This is a genomic window from Mycobacterium sp. SMC-13, assembly GCF_045311035.1.
GTDB lineage: Bacteria > Actinomycetota > Actinomycetes > Mycobacteriales > Mycobacteriaceae > Mycobacterium.
In genome coordinates, this window is sequence record NZ_JBJIAI010000014.1 from 99,396 (window position 1) to 116,877 (window position 17,482).

The following is a 17,482-nucleotide window of genomic DNA, read 5'->3' on the forward strand; positions in this document are numbered from 1 at the left end:
ATGTAGGTCTTGCCGTTGGCCTGAAATGAGCCGGCAGGCAGGGGATTGGTGTTCGGGTCGATCGCCAATGCTTCCGGTGGGGGCGGGAACAGGACACCTGGGGTGCCGGGGCCGCCCGGGCTGTTGAGCGGCTGGCCGAAGATGGGCCTGCCGTCCTTGTCCCAGCCGACGATCGGCACGGCGACTGAGCGGTAGTGCTCGTTGTCAGGGCCGCCGACCTTGTCGCCCTTGAACGAGTCTCCGAAGACAGCCACTAATCGGCCGTCCGGGAGCTCGACGATCTCCCCGAGGTCGGCGGCACCGATGCCCGGGATGCCGGGCTGCGCCCCCGTGCCGGCAATGGGGCCGAGGTTCTTCACCCCGCCCGGAGGCACCGAACCGTCAGGCCCCGGACCGCCGCCAGGGCCCAGCTTGAATCCGGTCAATTGGGTGCTGATCAGCTTCAATGCCGCGGCGACCTCTGCGTCGACGGTGGCCAACTTCATCGACCGACCGCGGATGGCTGCCTGGTATGCGTGCCGTGCGAGTTCGCGCACAAGCAGCATCGGGGCGACGAGAATCTTCGGCAGACGATCGGTGACCGTTAGGTCCTCGCTGACCGAGAACATTTCATCCTCGGCGTCGTCGATCGCCTTGACTGCGTCTCGCTTCGCGGCGCCGATCGTCTGGGCACCCTTGGTAGCCGTCGTTTGAGCGTGCTCGATCCGTTCCAGAACCGAATGGACCTTAGCTACGTCAGCCTGCATGCGTGCCTTGGCCTGTTCACCCGCGGTGCCGCTCCAGTCGGCGTTCTCGAGTCCGTGCTGGGCTTTGTCGTAGGCGTCCTTCAGTTTCGTGGCGCGCTGGCCCCAGTCCTTTGCCGCAGCGTCCAGCAACTCGGTGTTCCAAGACTGGACCTGTGACTTCGTCGGCATCGAGATCGGTGCGGTCAAGACTCCTACCGACCCGGCATCGCCCGCGATATGCCTGCGCCGCCCGCGGCGTCAGCGGCTTCGTAGGCAGTGGCGGCCTTGGTCAGGTTGGCACCGAATTCGGTCAGGGCCGTCGCGCATTCACCATCGAGATGATCAATCCCGGCAGACACAGCACTCACCGCCGCAGCGCTTGGTTGCCACGATGGGCCCGACCCGGCGGGCGAGGGCGGCGCCTTCAACCCGACGGCAATCTCGCTGAACTCTCCGGCGAGTGACCGCAGACGTGCGGGATCGACCTTCAGGTTCGAGAGAGCCACGCATCAAGCCTATGCCCGCGCTTGCATGCTGCCCGTCACTGATTCGCCCGCTTCACCACGTACGGCGTCACGGTGCTGCGGTGTTCGTCGAGGTCCAGTTCGCGGCCGAGTGCGGGGAATGCCCGCTGCGGACAGTTGTCCCGTTCGCACACCCGGCAGCCCGAGCCGATGGGCGTCGCGGCGCCGCCGGACAGATCCAGCCCCTCGGAGTAGACCAGCCGATTGGCATGGCGCAGTTCGCAACCCAGCCCGATGGCGAACGTCTTGCCCGGCTGGCCGTACCGCGCGGCGCGTCGTTCCACGGTGCGCGCCACCCACATGTAGTTGCGGCCGTCGGGCATCTGGGCGATCTGCACCAGCATCTTGCCGGGGTTGGCGAACGTCTCGTAGACGTTCCACAGGGGACAGGTGCCGCCCGACGACGAGAAATGAAAACCGGTGGCGGACTGGCGTTTCGACATGTTGCCGGCGCGGTCGACGCGGACGAACGACAGCGGTACGCCGCGCATCGACGGCCGCTGCAGCGTCGACAGCCGGTGCGCGATGGTCTCGTAACTCACCGAGTGGTACGCCGACAGCCGCTCGACGTCGTAGCGAAATTCCTCGGCGACAGCATGGAATTGGCCGTAGGGCAGCACCGCGGCCGCGGCGAAGTAGTTGGCCAGCCCCATGCGGGCCAGCTTCACCGACTCCTCGCTGGTGAAATTGCCCTCGGCCACCAGGCTTTCCAGCAGGTCGCCGAATTCCAGGTAGGCGAGTTCGGCGGCCAGTTTGAACACGTACTGTCCCGACGACAGGTGGCCGCCGATCTCCAGCGTCCTGGTTTCGGGGTCGTACCGGTGCAGCACGTTGTCGCCGAGTTCGAGCCGCTGCACGATGCGCACGTGATGGACGCGGCTCAGCCGCTCGGCCAGCTCGCGGGACAGTTCGGATCGGCGCATGTGCATGCGGAGGATGAATTCCTCGGCCGCGGTGTCGAGTTCGTGGAGGTAGTTCTGGCGCGTGTAGAAGTAGTCGCGCACCTCCTCGTGCGGCATGGTGATGGCCCCGCTGCCACTGCCGTCGGAGAACCGGTCTTCCGTGGCGGCGGCCAGCTGCGCGGTGGACAACCGGTAGCGGCGGTGCAGGTCGACCATCGCGCGGGCCATCGTCGGGTGCGTGCTCACCAGGTCGGCGATCTCAGGGATGTCGACGTCGACGCCCAGGTCGCGATCCATCAGCGCTTCGCGCAACTCGGCGACCAGACGGGTGTCGTCCTGCGAGGCGAAGAACGTCGCGTCGACCCCGAACACCTCGGTGATGCGCAGCAGCACGGCGACGCTCAGCGGCCGGACGTCGTGCTCGATCTGGTTGAGATAACTGGGAGAGATGTCGAGCATCTGCGCCAGCGCGGCCTGGCTGAAGCCGCGTTCGCCGCGGAGCTGACGCACCCGTGAGCCAACGAAAGTCTTCGCCATGAAACCAGGCTAGCAATGGTGTGAATACCGTCTTCGCATAATTGGCAAAAATGCCCTGTGGCAGGATCGGGCCGCGGGTGAAATGGGTGATCCAGCCGAGGGGACCCGCGTTGAAGGGACGCCATGAGCACGATCGAAATCGCCGAAAAGACCGACGCGAAGGCCGTAACGGGCCTGGCCAAGACGCTCGCGCCGGTCCCGGAGGGGCATCCCGACGTCTTCGACACCAGCTGGCCGCTGCGGATGGCCGACGTCGATCGCGACGGCCGGCTCCGGTTCGACGGCGCTTGCCGTCACATCCAGGACATCGGCCAGGACCAGCTGCGCCAGATGGGCTACGAGGACGTCCATCCCGCCTGGGTTGTCCGGCGCACCATGGTGGATCTGATCCGTCCCATCGAGCGCGGCGACATCCTGCGGCTGCGGCGCTGGTGTTCGGGCACGTCGAACCGGTGGTGTGAGATGCGCGTGCGGATCGACGGCCGCAAGGGCGGCCTCATGGAGTCCGAGGCCTTCTGGATCAACATGAACCTCGAGACCCAGGGACCGGCGCGCATCTCGGACGACTTCCTGGCGGGTTTGAAGCGGACCGCGACCACGGACCGACTGCGCTGGAAGGGCTACCTCAAGGCCGGCGCTCGCGACGACGCACTCCGAATCGCGGACTTTCCGGTGCGGGTCACCGACATCGACCTGTTCGACCACATGAACAACTCCGTCTATTGGTCGGTGGTCGAGGACTACCTGCAGACCTACCGTCCCGAGCTGCTCCAGGCGCCGCTGCGGGTGACCATCGAGCACGACGCCGCGGTGGCACTCGGGGACCGGCTGGAGATCATCACGCACGAGTACCCGGCCGGATCGACCGAAAAATTCGGTCCCGAGCTGTGTGACCGCAGTGTTACAACGCTCACATATGTGGTCGGTGACGAGGTCAAAGCGGTCGCCTGCCTCTTCGCGCTCTGAGTGCGCCGATTTAACAGTACGAGCGTACTGACCAGCGCATATCGGTTACCGTCCGGTAGCTTCTGAACCGGTCAAGCACCTCAGCAACTTCGCAATCTTCGCAACTTCGCTACAAGTGTTGGCGAAAATTGGCACTTGTAACCGCTGGACCTGCGGGTATGTGCTGTGTCATCGTCGTTAACAGCACACAAGCGAAGTCGCCGAAGCGTTAACAATCAGCTTGAATCCTGGCGCCCACGGCGACGCGGCTTACCTGCCCAATACGAAGGAGCACAATGTCCAACGTCGGAAAGCCACGTACCGCCGCTGAGATTCAGCAGGACTGGGACACCAACCCCCGCTGGAAGGGCATCACCCGCGACTACACCGCAGCCCAGGTTGAGGAGCTGCAGGGCAGCGTCGTCGAGGAGCACACCCTCGCCCGCCGTGGCGCCGAGATCCTGTGGGAAGGCGTCACCAAGGACGACGACTCCTACATCAACGCGCTGGGTGCACTGACCGGCAACATGGCCGTGCAGCAGGTGCGCGCCGGCCTCAAGGCCATCTACCTCTCGGGTTGGCAGGTCGCCGGTGACGCGAACCTCTCGGGCCACACCTACCCGGACCAGAGCCTCTACCCGGCCAACTCGGTGCCGGCCGTCGTCCGTCGCATCAACAACGCGCTGCTGCGCGCCGACGAGATCGCCCGCGTCGAGGGCGACAAGAGCGTCGACAACTGGCTGGTCCCGATCGTCGCCGACGGTGAGGCCGGCTTCGGTGGCGCCCTGAACGTCTACGAGCTGCAGAAGGCCATGATCGCCGCGGGTGCCGCCGGTACCCACTGGGAGGACCAGCTGGCCTCGGAGAAGAAGTGTGGCCACCTCGGTGGCAAGGTGCTGATCCCGACCCAGCAGCACATCCGCACCCTGACCTCGGCTCGCCTGGCCGCCGACGTCGCCAACACCCCCACCGTCGTCATCGCGCGTACCGACGCCGAGGCCGCCACCCTGATCACCTCGGACGTGGACGACCGCGACAAGCCGTTCGTCACCGGTGAGCGCACCGCCGAGGGCTTCTACAACGTCCAGAAGGGCATCGAGCCCTGCATCGCGCGTGCCAAGGCCTACGCCCCGTACGCCGACATGATCTGGATGGAGACCGGTGTGCCGGACCTCGAGGTCGCCCGCAAGTTCGCCGAGGCCGTCAAGGCCGACTTCCCGGACCAGCTGCTGTCCTACAACTGCAGCCCGTCCTTCAACTGGAAGCAGCACCTGGACGACGCCACCATCGCCAAGTTCCAGCGTGAGCTCGGCGCCATGGGCTTCAAGTTCCAGTTCATCACCCTGGCCGGCTTCCACGCCCTCAACTACTCGATGTTCGACCTGGCCTACGGCTACGCCCGCGAGGGCATGACCGCCTACGTCGACCTGCAGGAGCGCGAGTTCGCGTCTGAGGCCCGTGGCTACACCGCCACCAAGCACCAGCGTGAGGTCGGCGCCGGTTACTTCGACAAGATCGCCACCACCGTGGACCCGAACACCTCGACCGCGGCTCTGAAGGGCTCGACCGAAGAGGGACAGTTCCACTGAGCTTGCGAAGTGGAACCGAGGGCTTGAGTCACTGAGTCCTCTGGCTTTTACGGCAGGCCCCGCTCAGAAACTGGGCGGGGCCTGTCGCATATCTTCAGAAGTAATCACGAGGAGAGGACAGCGGTGAGCAACGCAATCGAACGAGTCGGGGTCATCGGGGCCGGGCAGATGGGCGGCGGTATCGCCGAGGTCTGCATCAAGGCCGGGGCACAGGTCCTGGCGTTCGAACCGACAGAGGCGCTGACCACCGCCGGCCGGGAGCGGATCACCAAGTCGCTGGACAACGCCGTCAAGAAGGGCAAGCTGTCCGAGGCCGACCGCGACGCCGCGCTGGGTCGACTGAGCTTCACCAACGACCTGGCCGACATGGCCGACCGTCAGCTCGTCATCGAGGCCATCGTCGAAGACGTCAACGTCAAGACGAAGGTTTTTTCTCAGCTTGACGAGATCATCACCGACCCCGACGCGGTGCTGGCGTCGAACACGTCGTCCATCCCGATCATGCGCATCGCCGCCGCGACCAAGAACCCGAGCCGGGTGCTCGGTCTGCACTTCTTCAACCCGGTGCCGGTGCTGCCCCTGGTCGAGCTCATCTCCTCGGTGACGACCGCCCCCGAAGCCGCCGCGCGCGTCGAGACCTTCGCCGGCGAGGTGCTGGGCAAGAAGGTCGTGCGGGCGTCGGATCGCTCGGGCTTCGTTGTCAACTTCCTGCTGGTTCCCTACCTGCTGGCCGCCATCCGGATGGCCGAGTCCGGCTTCGCCACCGTCGAGGACATCGACACCGCCGTCGTCGCCGGGCTGTCGCACCCGATGGGCCCGCTGAAGCTCGCTGACCTGGTGGGCCTGGACACCATGAAGCTGATCGCCGATTCCATGTACGACGAGTACAAGGAGCCGCTGTACGCGGCCCCGCCGTTGCTGCTGCGCATGGTGGAGGCCGGCCAGCTGGGCAAGAAGTCCGGCAAGGGCTTCTACACCTACTGACAGACGCCGGGTTGGAGCCTGACAGTAATTTTCGTTAACCTTGCGTGCGGGTTGTTTTTCGCTGGGCCCGTCAGGGCGCGCACGTACGGGTATGTCAGCTGGCCGCAGCATGCGGTCGCGCCGCCCGTCCCGGCGAACGTAAACGCAAAGGATAGATACCGACATGTCACAAGCCGACATCGATTTGACCCCCCATTACGAGGAGTCGCAGTCGATCTACGACATCTCGAATGAGTTCTTCGCCCTCTGGCTCGGCCCGACCATGGGTTACACGTGCGGTTACTACGAGCGCGAGGACATGACTCTCGAGGAGTCGCAGAACGCCAAGTTCGACTTGGCGCTCGGCAAGCTCGACCTGAAGCCGGGTATGACCCTGCTCGACATCGGCTGTGGCTGGGGCGGCGCGCTGGAGCGGGCCATCACCCAGTTCGACGTGAACGTCATCGGCATCACGCTCAGCAAGGCGCAGTCCGAGTACGCCCGCGAGCGGCTCGCCAAGATCGACACCAACCGCAGCATCGAAATCCGCATGCAGGGTTGGGAAGAGTTCGACGAGCCCGTCGACCGCATCGTCTCGATCGGCGCGTTCGAGGCCTTCAAGCAGGAGCGCTACCCGATCTTCTTCGAGCGGGCGTACAACATCCTGCCGGAGAACGGCGGCCGGATGCTGCTGCACACGATCCTTGCGCACACCCAGCAGTTCTTCCGCGAGAACGGCATCAAGCTGACCATCAGCGACCTGAAGTTCATGAAGTTCATCGGCGACGAGATCTTCCCCGGCGGGCAGCTGCCGGCCGTCGAGGACATCGAGCAGCTCGCCGCGGGCTCGGGCTTCACGCTGGAGCGCACCCACCTGCTGCGCCCGCACTACGCGCGCACGCTGGACATGTGGGCGGCCAACCTCGCCGCCAAGAAGGACGAGGCCATCGCCCTGCAGGGCCAGGAGGTCTACGACCGCTACATGAAGTACCTGACCGGTTGCGCCGACTTCTTCCGTCGCGGCATCACCAACATCGGTCAGTTCACGCTGGTCAAGTAGCTTTCCGAAAAGCCGCCCCCGACGCCGTCGGGGGCGGCTTTCGTTTCCGCTCTCTCTTGGCCGCGCCGGGCCCTAGGCCTCCGCCAGCCGCTTCTTCTCCGCCTCGACATCGAAATCCGCTGGTGGCCAAGACAGCTCGAGTTGTTCGAGCGCCTCGATCAACAGCTCGGTGATGGCCAGCCGCGAGTACCACTTGCGGTTGCAGGGCACGACGTGCCACGGCGCGTAGTCGGTGGAGGTGCGGTCCAGCACCGCCTGGTACGCCTCCTGGTACTTGGGCCACAGCAGCCGCTCGTCGATGTCGCCCGGGTTGAACTTCCAGTACTTGTCGGGCCGGTCGAGCCGCTCGGCCAGCCGCTTCTTCTGCTCGTCGAGCGAGACGAACATCGCCACCTTGATGATCGTCGTCCCGGCGTCGACGAGTTCGCGCTCGAAGGCGTTGATCTCGTCGTACCGGGCTTCCCACACCGGCGGCGGTACCAGGTTGTGCACCCGCACGATCAGCACGTCCTCGTAGTGCGACCGGTCGAAGACCCCGATGTGCCCGGCGGTGGGCAGCGCGTTGCGGATTCGCCACAGGTAGTGGTGCGACAGCTCTTCCGCGGTGGGCTTGCCGAAGCTGGAGTAGCGAATTCCCTGCGGATTACCGGCTCCCACAACATGTTTGACGATGCCGCCCTTGCCGGCGGTGTCCATGCCCTGCAACACCAGCAGGATCGAGCGGGTGTCGCCGGAGCGGCTGTTGGCGTACAGCATCTCCTGCAGTTCGGCGAACCGCGCGTTGCGTTCGGCCTGCAGGTCGGGGGCGTCGGCCTTCTTGCCGCGGAATCCGGGAGTCGCGTCCGGATCGATGTCGCTCACGCGCAGACCGGGTTTGAACTCCAGGTGCTTGTGCGGTTCGTGGGTCCACAACGACGGCAGATCGGAGGTCACGCGATCAGTGAAGCAGATGACTCGGCAGTGTCGGGGATGGATGGGGCTGCGAGTTGAACACCTCGAGTGACCCGCCGACCTCGACGATGCCGCGCAGCGCGCTCCACGACAGCATGGTCAGGTAGTCGATGAGCTCCTTGGCCGTCATCCGCGGATTCGACATCCACGAGTGGGTGGCCAGCTGGACGCCGCCGACGGTGTGGAACGCCCAGGCCTCGACGCCGCCGGTGTTCATGCCGGCATGCGCCATGCGCCGGCGCAGCACGACGGCGAGCATCCGCGCGATGATCTGTTCGGAGTCGGCGATGGCCTTGCTCTTGCTCGCCGAGCTGTTGGCGAAGACGAACGGGTAGATCTCCGGCTCGGCGGCGACGGTGTCGACGTACACCCGGATGATCTCGCGGGTGAGTTCGAAGCCGTCGAGGTTGGACGACAGCGCCGACGCCATGTTGGGGATCAGCGTGGTTTGCGCGAACCGCATCATCACGGCGGTCGTCAGATCGTTCTTGTCGACGAAGTAGCGGTAGAGCACGGTCTTCGACACGCCGATCTCGGCCGCGATCTCGTCCATGCTGACGTTGCTGCCACGGCGCCGGACGGCTTCGAGGGTGCCGTCTACCAGTTCGTTGCGGCGATCGACCTTGTGTTGGTGCCAGCGTCGTTTACGCCCGTCGGCTTTTGCCGACGAGGGTGCGTTTTGCTGTGCCACGGTCGCAGTACGTCCATTCCGCTAGGTCCGCTTAATAATACGGGGCGACCATGCCTGGCATACAGGATGATGGAAGCGTGGCACACCGACCCAGGCCGGGAACTGGAGCTCATCCGAAGCACCAGGCATCCCTCGAACCGCACGTCAGCCTCGCGGAGTCGTTTGCCGGCGCGGACCGGACGGCCGACGAAGAGCGACGCCGCAACCTGCGCCGGATGAAAGCGGTCGCGCTGAGCTTCCTGCTCGGTGCGACGGTGCTGTTTGCGGTGTGCACGTGGTTGCAGTCCCGCGGCGGCGCGTACAGCTGGACCGGGCCGTGGGTGGGCTATGTGCGGGCCGCCGCGGAGGCCGGCATGGTCGGCGCGCTGGCCGACTGGTTCGCCGTCACGGCGCTGTTCCGGCATCCGCTGGGCATCCCGATCCCGCACACCGCGATCATTCCGCGCAAGAAGGACCAGCTCGGCGAGGGGCTCGGCACCTTCGTCCGCGAGAACTTCATGTCGCAGGAAGTGGTGGAGACCAAGCTGCGCGACGCCCAGGTCGCCAGCCGGCTGGGCAAGTGGCTGTCGGAGCCGGTGCATGCGGCCCGGGTGGCCGCCGAGGCGTCGACGGTGCTGCGCGTACTGGTGGAACTGCTGCGCGACGAAGACGTCCAGCACGTGCTGGACCGGATGATCGTCAAGCGGATCGCCGAACCGCAGTGGGGTCCACCGGTCGGCCGCGTGCTGGAGAGCCTGCTGGCGGAGCGGCGGCAGGAGGCCCTGCTGCAACTGCTGGCCGACCGGGCGTTCCAGTGGTCGCTCAACGCCGGCGAGATCATCGAGCGGGTCATCGAGCGGGATTCGCCGACGTGGTCGCCGCGCTGGGTCGACCACCTCGTGGGCGACCGGATTCACCGCGAGCTGATGGACTTCACCGACAAGGTGCGCCGCAACCCTGAGCACGAGCTGCGGATGTCGGCGACGAAGTTCCTCTTCGATTTCGCCGACGATCTGCAGAACGACGAGGACACCATCGCGCGGGCGGAGCGGATCAAGGAGCAGATCCTGGCGCGCGACGAGGTGGCCCGCGCCGCGGAGACGGCGTGGAGCACCGCCAAGCGCATCATCCTCGAATCGGTGGACGACCCGTCGTCAGTTTTGCGCACCCGGATTGCAGACTCGGTGGTGCGCATCGGGGAGTCCCTGCGGGACGACGCGGAGCTTCGCGACAAGGTCGACAACTGGCTCGTCAGGGGCGCAAAACACCTTGTGGCGCAATATGGGACGGAGATCACAGCCATCATCACGGAGACCATCGAACGCTGGGACGCCGACGAGGCGAGCCGGCGAATCGAGCTCCATGTGGGCCGTGACCTGCAGTTCATCCGGATCAACGGCACCGTCGTCGGATCGCTGGCGGGCCTGGTCATCTACACGATCGCCGAGCTTTTCGTCTGACAGTGCTAGCTGGCGCTTGCTAGCGCTTGCAATAGTTAGCACCCCCTCGTACCGTTGTTTTGGTACGGACCGCCAACCAAAAGCGGTCGACGAAGACAGGGGTACGACATGGCGCAGGATGCAGATATCGCCGCCGTCATGTCGAATGCAGCCCAGGACATCGGCAGCTTCATCCGCACCCAGCGGGAGGCTGCGCAGGTCTCGGTCCGCCAACTCGCGGAGAAGGCGGGCGTCAGCAACCCCTACCTGAGCCAGATCGAGCGTGGCCTGCGCAAGCCGTCGGCCGATGTGCTGAACCAGATCGCCAAGGCGCTCAGGGTTTCGGCCGAAGTGCTCTACGTGCGGGCCGGAATTCTGGAGCCCAGCGCTGCCGGCGAGGTGCGCGACGCCATCATCGCGGACCTCTCGATCACCGAGCGGCAGAAGCAGGTGCTGCTCGACATCTACACGTCCTTCCGGCAGCAGAACGATGCCGAGTCCAAATCGCTTCCTGATCAGCCTGAATTGGAAGCCGCGAGTGAGGAGCAGACAACGACGACTGACACTCACCAAGTAGCGAACTGACCAACGCAGTACCCGAGAAAGGAAACAACGACCATGGCAGAGAACAAAGAGACCAGCCAGCCCACCATCGAAGACTTGAAGGCCCCCCTGTTCGCCGCCGTCGGCGCCGCGGACCTCGCCCTGGCCACCGTCAACGAGATCGTCGCGAGCCTGCGTGAGCGTGCCGAAGAGGCCCGCACCGATGCCAACGCGCGTGTCGAAGAGGGCCGCGCCCGCCTGACCAAGCTGCAGGAAGAACTGCCGGGCCAGGTTGAAGAGCTGCGCGAGAAGTTCAGCACCGAAGAGCTGCGCAAGGCCGCCGAGACCTACGCCGAGAATGCCCAGGCCACCTACAACAAGCTGGTCGAGCGTGGCGAGGCCGCGCTGGAGCGCCTGCGCACCCAGTCGTCGATCGAGAGCGTCCGCGAGCGCGTCGAGGACGTCCGTGGCCGCGTCGAGAACTACACCGAGCAGGTCACCGAGCTGACCCAGGACGCCCTGGGCAACGTCGCCAGCCAGACCCGCGCCGTCGGTGAGCGCGCCGCCAAGCTGGTCGGCGTCGAGCTGCCCGAGAAGGAAGAGGCCCCGGCCAAGAAGGCTGCCCCGGCCAAGAAGGCGCCGGCCGCCAAGAAGGCCCCGGCCAAGGCTGCTGCGACCAAGGCCGCCCCGGCCAAGGCTGCCGCCAAGGCTCCGGCCAAGAAGGCCGCTCCGGCCAAGAAGGTCACTCAGAAGTAATCAGGTTCGACGTCAGGGACGTAACCCACATAGGCTGAGGGCGTGTACCTCGGAAGCCTGGTGGGTTACGTCCTTTTCGCATTGCAGATCGCGGTGCTGGCCACGACCGTCTATGCGTTCGTGCATGCCGCCATGCAGCGGCCGGACGCCTACACGGCGGTCGACAAACTGACCAAGCCGGTGTGGCTGGCGATCCTGGGCGGTGGTGCCGTCCTGGGCTGGATCATCGGCCCGCCGGTGGGCGCGGCGATCGCCGCCTGCGCCACAGGTGTCTACCTCGTCGATGTGAAGCCCAAACTCCTTGAGGTCCAAGGGAAATCCCGGTAATCGGTGCGTTCGATCCTGTGCGGCGCCCTGGCCGCCGCGGCGTTGACGCTGGCTCCGCCGTCCGCCGCTGATCCCACCGAACCCGTTCCACAACCCGTTCCGTCGCCGCCCTACGTCGACCACACCCGGTGGACGCAGTGGGACGGTGCGACGAGCCTGCGGGTCTATCCGACGTCGGCCGGCCGGCGCGCCTCCGGCCTGGGCGCCACGCAGTCGGGCGACGAGGCCTGGGCCGAGGTCCTGACCCTGGCACCTGACGCCGACACCCCGGGAATGCGCGCCCAGTTCATGTGCCACTGGTATTTCGCCGAGGCGGGCGCGCCCGGCAAGACCAGCTGGAATCTCGAGCCGTGGCGCCCGGTGGTCGACGACAACCAGATGGTGAGAGCACGTTGCAATCCCGGTGGCACAGAGGAGCCGTTCTGATGAGTTGGACCCGCCAGCAGGTCGCCGCACTGGTCGACCACACGCTGCTCAAGCCCGAGGCGACCGCCGCCGACGTGGCGAGCCTGTGCTGGGAGGCCGCCGATCTGGGGGTGTGCGCGGTCTGTGTGTCGCCGTCGATGCTCGGTGCGGTCGAAGTGCCCGAGCGCGTCAAGATCGCGACCGTCGTGGGATTCCCGTCGGGCAAGCATGACTCGCAGATCAAGGCCCGCGAGGCGGCGTTGTCGGTCGTCGGATCCGACGGCCGGCGCGGTGCCGACGAGGTCGACATGGTGATCGACGTGGGTGCCGCCATCGCGGGCGACATCTCGGCGGTGTTCGCCGACATCGCCGCGGTCCGCGGGGCCGCCCCGACGGCGGTGCTGAAGGTGATCGTCGAGTCCGCGGCGCTGCTGACCATGGCGGGTGCGCCGACGCTGGCCGACGTCTGCCGCGCGGCCGCCGATGCCGGCGCCGATTTCGTGAAGACCTCCACCGGATTCCACCCGGCGGGCGGTGCGTCGGTGCAGGCCGTGGAGATCATGGCGCAGACGGTCCCGGCGCTGGGTATCAAGGCCAGCGGCGGCATCCGGCAAGCCGCCGACGCCGTGGCCCTGCTGGACGCCGGCGCCACCCGGCTCGGCCTGTCCGGTACCCGCGCCGTCCTCGACGGCCTCAACTAGGGATTTGTGCACGATTTTCCGCGGTGACCGCGGAAAATCGTGCACAAATCCCCTGGGGTCGGCGGGGGATCAGAGGCCGGAGAAGCAGCTGTCCTGCTGGCCCAGCGGGATCGTCGCGTTCTTGGTGCCGAACTTCGCGGTCACACCGGTACCGGTCACCTGCAGGGCTTCCGGCTTGATGCCCATCGGGTAGTCCTTCGTCAGCTGCGAGGCGAACAAGTCCAGCGCCGGCTGAATCGACTCGCGCGGCAGCAGGAAGCCGAGCCCCGTCAGCTGCTCCACCTTGAGCGAGATGGTGCCGTCCGACAGCGTCGGCTTGGCCACGATCTGGGTCATCGGCGCGTCCAGCACGATGGTGCCCGACGACGGGTCGGTGGTGACGTCGGAGACCAGGCCACCGAGCACCGGGACGGTGTCGGCGATGGTCTGCTTGATGCCGTCGGCCGACCAGGTGACGGTCGCGTCGAGCGCCCCGATGGTGCCGGCCGACTTCGCGGTCTTCTCGAGCTTGACGTCGTCGATCTGGATCTGGGCCTTCATGCCCTTGGCGAACCGCAGCTGGTTGCCGGCCGTGGTCACCGTGATGTGGTCGTAGTGCTGGTTGGCGACCTGCCACAGGAACGGGGTCGCGCCGAACTGCACGTCGACCTTGTCCTGGACGACGCACTGGACGGACTGCGAGACGACGCTGTTGCCGCGGCTTCGGGCATAGAACTCGCCGCCGACCACACCGGCCGCCGACAGCGCGAGCGCGATGACGATGATCAGGATCAGCGACATCGGGTCGCGCAGCAGGTCCATGACACCGCGGCGCTTCTTGGGCGGGTCGGTGGCGGGCACCTGCTGGGGCGCCGGGTAGGAGGTCGGCGGGACGTCGCCGCCGTAGGCGGGCGGGGCCGGAGTATCGGCGCCGTAGGCGGGCGGGACATCGGCGGCCGGTGCCGGTTGTGCGGCGGCCGTCAGCACCTCGGTGGGCTGGGCACCCGGGGCCTCCGGGGCCTGCTGCGCAGGCTCGGCGGATGGTGCAGCGTCCTCATTGGTGGGGCGGGCCCAGGGGTCAGTCACCCTTGCGATTGTGCCTTACGCGGAATCGTGGTGCGGTTGCGCAGCACGGCGATGGTCTCGCGGGCGCGCTCGACCGCGGCCAGGTCGACGTCGGTGACCAGCAGTTCCGGCTCGAGCCCGGCCTGCACCACGATGTCCGCTGTGGGGGAGGCCACCAGACTGCCGCCGCTGCCGGTCGGGCCCTTCTTCGCGAGTTCGTCACCGGGGTACGGCTGGTCGACGGCGGCGACGAAACAGCCGGTGTCGAGCGCCCGGGCGCGGGCCAGCAGCGTCCACTGCTCGAGCTTGCCCGGGCCCGACCCCCACGAGGCGTGGACGGTCAGCAGCTTGGCTCCGCGTTCGGCGAGTTCCAGGTGCAGCTCCGGGAAGCGGACGTCGTAGCACGTCGTGAGGCCGACGGGCACGGCGCCGTCGGCGGTCGGCACGTCGATCACGATGGGCTCGAAACCTCTTGCGACAGTGCGTGATTCGTCGAAGCCGAAGGCGTCGTAGAGGTGGATTTTGTGGTAGTGCGCGTCAACGCCCGGGCCGGTGGCGAGCAGCGTGTTGGTGACGCGGCCGTCGGCGGTCGGGCAGAACATGCCCGCCACCACGGTGACGCCGGCACGTTCGGCGAGGTCCCGGACCGCGTCGGCCCACGGGCCGTCGAGTGGTTGTGCCACGGGCGCGAGCGGGACACCGAACCGGCACATCGTCGCCTCGGGGAACAGCACCAGTTCGGCTCCGGCGTCGGCGGCGCGCGCCGTGTGATCGGCGACCAGTGCCAGGTTGGCCTCGGGGTCGGTGCCCGCGCCGAGCTGGGCCAGTGCGATGCGCATGCGCTCCAGCGTAATCAGCGGGTGCAGGCCAGCGACGGATCCTTGGTCACCGCCATGTGCCGCACGGCGTCGTCGACGCGCTCGCGCGGCAGTTCACCGGCGTCGACGGCCTGCTGCAGCCGGTCGAGGACGGCCGGCACCTCTTTGGTGGTGATCCACAACGCGGTGTCGGCGCCGGCCTGCAGGGCCTTGAGCACCGCCTCCGGCACGCTGTAGCGCTGCGTGATGGCGCCCATGCTGGACAGGTCGTCGGTGAAGACGGCGCCCTGGAACGGGCGTCCGCCGTAATCGCCGGTCCGCAGCAGGTCGTACGCGGCCTTGGACAGGCTGGCCGGGTCGGTGTCGGTGAGGCCCGGCACCTGCATGTGGCCGACCATCACGCCGACGGGCAGCTGCGTCGTCAAGGTTTGGTAGGGGACCAGGTCCAGCGTCTGGAGCTGCTCCAGCGGCGGCGTGACGACGCCGCCCTGATGTGAATCGCCGGAGGCATGGCCGTGGCCGGGGAAGTGCTTGAGCACCGGCAGCACGCCGGCGTCGCGCAGGCCGTCGGCGTACGCGCCGGCGTAGGCGGTGACGCCGTCGGCGGTGTTGCCCCACGACCGGTCGCCGATGACGGTGCCGTCGGCCGCGTTCGTGATGTCGACGACGGGCGCGAAGTCGATGGTGATGCCGAGTTCCTTCATCGCCTGGCCGCGCAGTCGGGCGATGTCCCGAACCTGCTCCGGGGTCTTGCCGGTGGCAACCAGCTCACGCGCTGACGGCTGGCTGCCGATGAGCCCTTTCAGCCGCTGCACCCGGCCGCCCTCCTCGTCGACGCTGACCGCCAGCGGCAGCGGCCGCGGTTCCTGCGCCAGCGCGGCGAGGGGCGCGCCGAGCATCGAGTAGTCGGTCCAGCTGGTGATGAAGATGCCGCCGACCTCCTGCTCCCGGACGACGGCCTGGGCGTCGGCCAGGTTCTTGACCCCGACCATCAGCAGCTGGGCCAGCTTCTGGCGCGGCGTCAGCGCGGTCACGACGGTGTCCAGCCGGCACGGGGGTGGCGCCGCCGCGGCCGGGGACGACGTCGCAGGAGATTCGGTCGGTGTGGGGGCGGGCCGCGGCTTGCTCATGACGGCCGCGATGATCAGCGCGACGACGATCACCGCCGCGGCCGAGGCCAGGACGACCGGCGACTGCAGTCGGCTGCGGGGTGACGGCATACGGCGAACCCTATGCGCTCGTCGTCACGATGTGGGCGCGACGGCCGACCACGGCACCGTCAGCACGCCGTCACGCAGCCGGCGTCGCGGCGGCTCGAGCGGCAGGCCCTCGGCCACCAGCAGGTCGAGCATCGCGCGCCACCGGACGCGCGGACCGAACACCCCGTGCCCGGCCGAGGTGGCCCAGGCGCGGTCGGCGGCCTGCAGCAGGCCGTGGATCGGCTGGCCCGGAACATTGTGGTGGATAAGCACTTTCGGTAGGCGCTCGGCCAGATCGGAGGGCCGTTCGATGGCGAACGGGTCGCACGACAACGTCAGGCTCACCGGTCCGTCGGCGTCGAGCAGGACCCAGCAGCAGCGTCGTCCCAATTCGTCGCAGGTGCCGTCGACCAGCAGCCCGCCCGGTGCCAGCCGCCCCGTCATCTCCGCCCATGCGGCGGGTACGTCGGCGACGTCGTACTGCCGCAGCACGTTGAACGCGCGCACCAAAACCGGTGTGTGCCCGGCCAATTCGAAGCCGCCGAGGCCGAATTCGACGATGTCGCCGGCCAACTCACGGGCCAGCCGTACCCGCTCCGGGTGGATCTCCAGACCGACGACCCGCACGTCGGACCGGACCGTCCGCAGCCGCGACGCCAGTTCCACGGTCGTCACCGGAAGCGCGCCGTACCCGAGGTCGACGACGACGGGATCCGGCGCGGCGCGCAGCAGCGCCCGCACCCGTGGCGAGTGGACCAGCCAGCGGTCGCTGCGGCGGAGGCGGTTGTAACCCGTTGTGCCGCGGGTCGGCTGGCCGACAGGTGTACTCCGTGGCTGGCCCACGGGCGAATTCATGGCCCGAGTTTATGGGCGGTTCACCAGCGGGCGGCGATCCAGTCGTCGGTGAATTTCTGCTCCAGCTCGATCAGATACCGCAGCTGCTGGCCCAGCATCGACTCGAGCTTGCCGCCGACGAGCGGGATGCGGACCTCGACGTTCGCCGAGAAGTCCAGTCGCGCACCGTCACCGGCGGCCGTCAGGACACCCTTGCCGGTGATGGTCGCCGGCGCGCCGGGGACGCGGCTGCGCACCGTCCCGATGGCCCGGCCGTCGGTCAGCGGGCCCCAGTGCTCCTCGCGCACCAGGCTGAGGTCACCGAAGTGGAACTGCGTGACGATGCTGGGCAGGCCGGCCGCGCGCATGGTCTGCGTCGTGGTGATGTCCGTGCCGCCCCGGCCGTCCTCGGCGAACGAGTCGAGGGCCGAGACGTCGGCGCTGCCCTCCGCCAGCCGGTCCAGCCAGTAGTCCTTGTTGCAGAAGGCGGTGTGCACCTGCGCCACGGTGCCGAGGTATTCGGCAACCATGTCGAAAGAGCGGGCCATAA

Annotated in this window: 19 protein-coding genes; 10 read left to right on the forward strand and 9 right to left on the reverse strand. The window is 67.4% G+C overall.

Going from position 1 to position 17,482, the window contains the following annotated elements; translation table 11 throughout:
- Positions 1–937: 937 nt before the first annotated feature.
- Positions 938–1,231, reverse strand: coding sequence for a type VII secretion target (locus ACJH6I_RS20515; RefSeq protein WP_226519675.1), 294 nt, complete (start codon positions 1,229–1,231; stop codon positions 938–940).
- Between the two features lie 35 nt (positions 1,232–1,266).
- Positions 1,267–2,688: an acetate metabolism transcriptional regulator RamB gene (gene ramB, locus ACJH6I_RS20520; RefSeq protein WP_212807082.1), complete on the reverse strand. Its 1,422-nt coding sequence runs from the start codon at positions 2,686–2,688 to the stop codon at positions 1,267–1,269.
- A 123-nt stretch (positions 2,689–2,811) separates the two neighbouring features.
- Here ramB and ACJH6I_RS20525 point away from each other — a divergent pair, with 123 nt between their 5' ends.
- From ACJH6I_RS20525 to ACJH6I_RS20540, 4 genes are all read left to right on the forward strand, one after another.
- Complete coding sequence (locus ACJH6I_RS20525; protein WP_226519674.1) at positions 2,812–3,654, forward strand: acyl-[acyl-carrier-protein] thioesterase; 843 nt, start codon at positions 2,812–2,814, stop codon at positions 3,652–3,654.
- Positions 3,655–3,929: 275 nt separating this feature from the next.
- Positions 3,930–5,222, forward strand: coding sequence for an isocitrate lyase (gene aceA, locus ACJH6I_RS20530; protein ID WP_212807080.1), 1,293 nt, complete (start codon positions 3,930–3,932; stop codon positions 5,220–5,222).
- A gap of 123 nt (positions 5,223–5,345) precedes the next feature.
- Positions 5,346–6,206: a 3-hydroxybutyryl-CoA dehydrogenase gene (locus ACJH6I_RS20535; RefSeq protein ID WP_212807079.1), complete on the forward strand. Its 861-nt coding sequence runs from the start codon at positions 5,346–5,348 to the stop codon at positions 6,204–6,206.
- 163 nt (positions 6,207–6,369) lie between these two features.
- Positions 6,370–7,245: a cyclopropane mycolic acid synthase family methyltransferase gene (locus ACJH6I_RS20540; protein ID WP_226519673.1), complete on the forward strand. Its 876-nt coding sequence runs from the start codon at positions 6,370–6,372 to the stop codon at positions 7,243–7,245.
- Positions 7,246–7,317: 72 nt separating this feature from the next.
- On the opposite strand, the gene ACJH6I_RS20545 is transcribed toward ACJH6I_RS20540, so the two are convergent.
- Complete coding sequence (locus ACJH6I_RS20545; protein ID WP_226519672.1) at positions 7,318–8,178, reverse strand: polyphosphate kinase 2 family protein; 861 nt, start codon at positions 8,176–8,178, stop codon at positions 7,318–7,320.
- 4 nt (positions 8,179–8,182) lie between these two features.
- Positions 8,183–8,887 (reverse strand): TetR/AcrR family transcriptional regulator, encoded by a 705-nt coding sequence (locus tag ACJH6I_RS20550; RefSeq protein WP_212807078.1) that lies wholly within the window; start codon positions 8,885–8,887, stop codon positions 8,183–8,185.
- 50 nt (positions 8,888–8,937) lie between these two features.
- Between ACJH6I_RS20550 and ACJH6I_RS20555 the strand changes: the two genes are divergently transcribed.
- The 6 genes from ACJH6I_RS20555 to deoC all read left to right on the forward strand — a co-directional run bounded on the left by ACJH6I_RS20555 (position 8,938) and on the right by deoC (position 13,037).
- A complete protein-coding gene (locus tag ACJH6I_RS20555) occupies positions 8,938–10,326 on the forward strand; it encodes a DUF445 domain-containing protein (RefSeq protein WP_212807077.1) in 1,389 nt (462 codons plus the stop codon).
- Between the two features lie 108 nt (positions 10,327–10,434).
- Entirely contained in the window at positions 10,435–10,890 is a 456-nt protein-coding gene (locus tag ACJH6I_RS20560) for a helix-turn-helix domain-containing protein (protein ID WP_135356103.1), read from the forward strand.
- Between the two features lie 33 nt (positions 10,891–10,923).
- Complete coding sequence (locus tag ACJH6I_RS20565; RefSeq protein WP_212807076.1) at positions 10,924–11,604, forward strand: heparin-binding hemagglutinin; 681 nt, start codon at positions 10,924–10,926, stop codon at positions 11,602–11,604.
- Between the two features lie 42 nt (positions 11,605–11,646).
- Positions 11,647–11,931, forward strand: coding sequence for a DUF2516 family protein (locus ACJH6I_RS20570; protein ID WP_020101171.1), 285 nt, complete (start codon positions 11,647–11,649; stop codon positions 11,929–11,931).
- A gap of 3 nt (positions 11,932–11,934) precedes the next feature.
- Complete coding sequence (locus ACJH6I_RS20575) at positions 11,935–12,357, forward strand: DUF2599 domain-containing protein (protein WP_406784434.1); 423 nt, start codon at positions 11,935–11,937, stop codon at positions 12,355–12,357.
- Positions 12,357–13,037 carry a deoxyribose-phosphate aldolase gene (gene deoC, locus ACJH6I_RS20580; RefSeq protein ID WP_212807074.1) on the forward strand — a complete coding sequence of 227 codons (681 nt, stop codon included), beginning with the start codon at positions 12,357–12,359 and terminating at the stop codon, positions 13,035–13,037. The genes ACJH6I_RS20575 and deoC overlap by 1 nt, the downstream gene beginning before the upstream one ends.
- Positions 13,038–13,106: 69 nt before the next feature.
- Here deoC and ACJH6I_RS20585 read toward each other — a convergent pair whose 3' ends face one another.
- From ACJH6I_RS20585 to ACJH6I_RS20605, 5 genes are read right to left on the reverse strand one after another with little or no spacing between them, the layout of a single operon-like run.
- Positions 13,107–14,102, reverse strand: coding sequence for a DUF2993 domain-containing protein (locus tag ACJH6I_RS20585; protein WP_226519670.1), 996 nt, complete (start codon positions 14,100–14,102; stop codon positions 13,107–13,109).
- A complete protein-coding gene (locus ACJH6I_RS20590) occupies positions 14,099–14,920 on the reverse strand; it encodes a carbon-nitrogen hydrolase family protein (RefSeq protein WP_226519669.1) in 822 nt (273 codons plus the stop codon). Before ACJH6I_RS20590 ends, ACJH6I_RS20585 begins: the two co-directional genes overlap by 4 nt.
- A 14-nt stretch (positions 14,921–14,934) precedes the next feature.
- Positions 14,935–16,119, reverse strand: coding sequence for a glycoside hydrolase family 3 N-terminal domain-containing protein (locus ACJH6I_RS20595; RefSeq protein WP_226519668.1), 1,185 nt, complete (start codon positions 16,117–16,119; stop codon positions 14,935–14,937).
- 24 nt (positions 16,120–16,143) lie between these two features.
- A complete protein-coding gene (locus ACJH6I_RS20600) occupies positions 16,144–16,953 on the reverse strand; it encodes a class I SAM-dependent methyltransferase (protein WP_226519667.1) in 810 nt (269 codons plus the stop codon).
- A gap of 20 nt (positions 16,954–16,973) precedes the next feature.
- Positions 16,974–17,480 (reverse strand): DUF2505 domain-containing protein, encoded by a 507-nt coding sequence (locus tag ACJH6I_RS20605; RefSeq protein ID WP_226519666.1) that lies wholly within the window; start codon positions 17,478–17,480, stop codon positions 16,974–16,976.
- Between the last annotated feature and the right edge of the window lie 2 nt (positions 17,481–17,482).

Excerpts from the sequence above, each read along its gene's own strand:
- ACJH6I_RS20595 (WP_226519668.1), bottom strand. The coding sequence starts at position 16,119 with ATGCCGTCACCCCGCAGCCGACTGCAGTCGCCGGTCGTCCTGGCCTCG.
- ACJH6I_RS20605 (WP_226519666.1), bottom strand. The coding sequence starts at position 17,480 with ATGGCCCGCTCTTTCGACATGGTTGCCGAATACCTCGGCACCGTGGCG.
- ACJH6I_RS20555 (WP_212807077.1), top strand. The coding sequence starts at position 8,938 with ATGCCTGGCATACAGGATGATGGAAGCGTGGCACACCGACCCAGGCCG.
- deoC (WP_212807074.1), top strand. The coding sequence starts at position 12,357 with ATGAGTTGGACCCGCCAGCAGGTCGCCGCACTGGTCGACCACACGCTG.
- ACJH6I_RS20565 (WP_212807076.1), top strand. The coding sequence starts at position 10,924 with ATGGCAGAGAACAAAGAGACCAGCCAGCCCACCATCGAAGACTTGAAG.
- aceA (WP_212807080.1), top strand. The coding sequence starts at position 3,930 with ATGTCCAACGTCGGAAAGCCACGTACCGCCGCTGAGATTCAGCAGGAC.
- ramB (WP_212807082.1), bottom strand. The coding sequence starts at position 2,688 with ATGGCGAAGACTTTCGTTGGCTCACGGGTGCGTCAGCTCCGCGGCGAA.
- ACJH6I_RS20600 (WP_226519667.1), bottom strand. The coding sequence starts at position 16,953 with ATGAATTCGCCCGTGGGCCAGCCACGGAGTACACCTGTCGGCCAGCCG.
- ACJH6I_RS20525 (WP_226519674.1), top strand. The coding sequence starts at position 2,812 with ATGAGCACGATCGAAATCGCCGAAAAGACCGACGCGAAGGCCGTAACG.
- ACJH6I_RS20560 (WP_135356103.1), top strand. The coding sequence starts at position 10,435 with ATGGCGCAGGATGCAGATATCGCCGCCGTCATGTCGAATGCAGCCCAG.
- ACJH6I_RS20540 (WP_226519673.1), top strand. The coding sequence starts at position 6,370 with ATGTCACAAGCCGACATCGATTTGACCCCCCATTACGAGGAGTCGCAG.
- ACJH6I_RS20590 (WP_226519669.1), bottom strand. The coding sequence starts at position 14,920 with ATGCGCATCGCACTGGCCCAGCTCGGCGCGGGCACCGACCCCGAGGCC.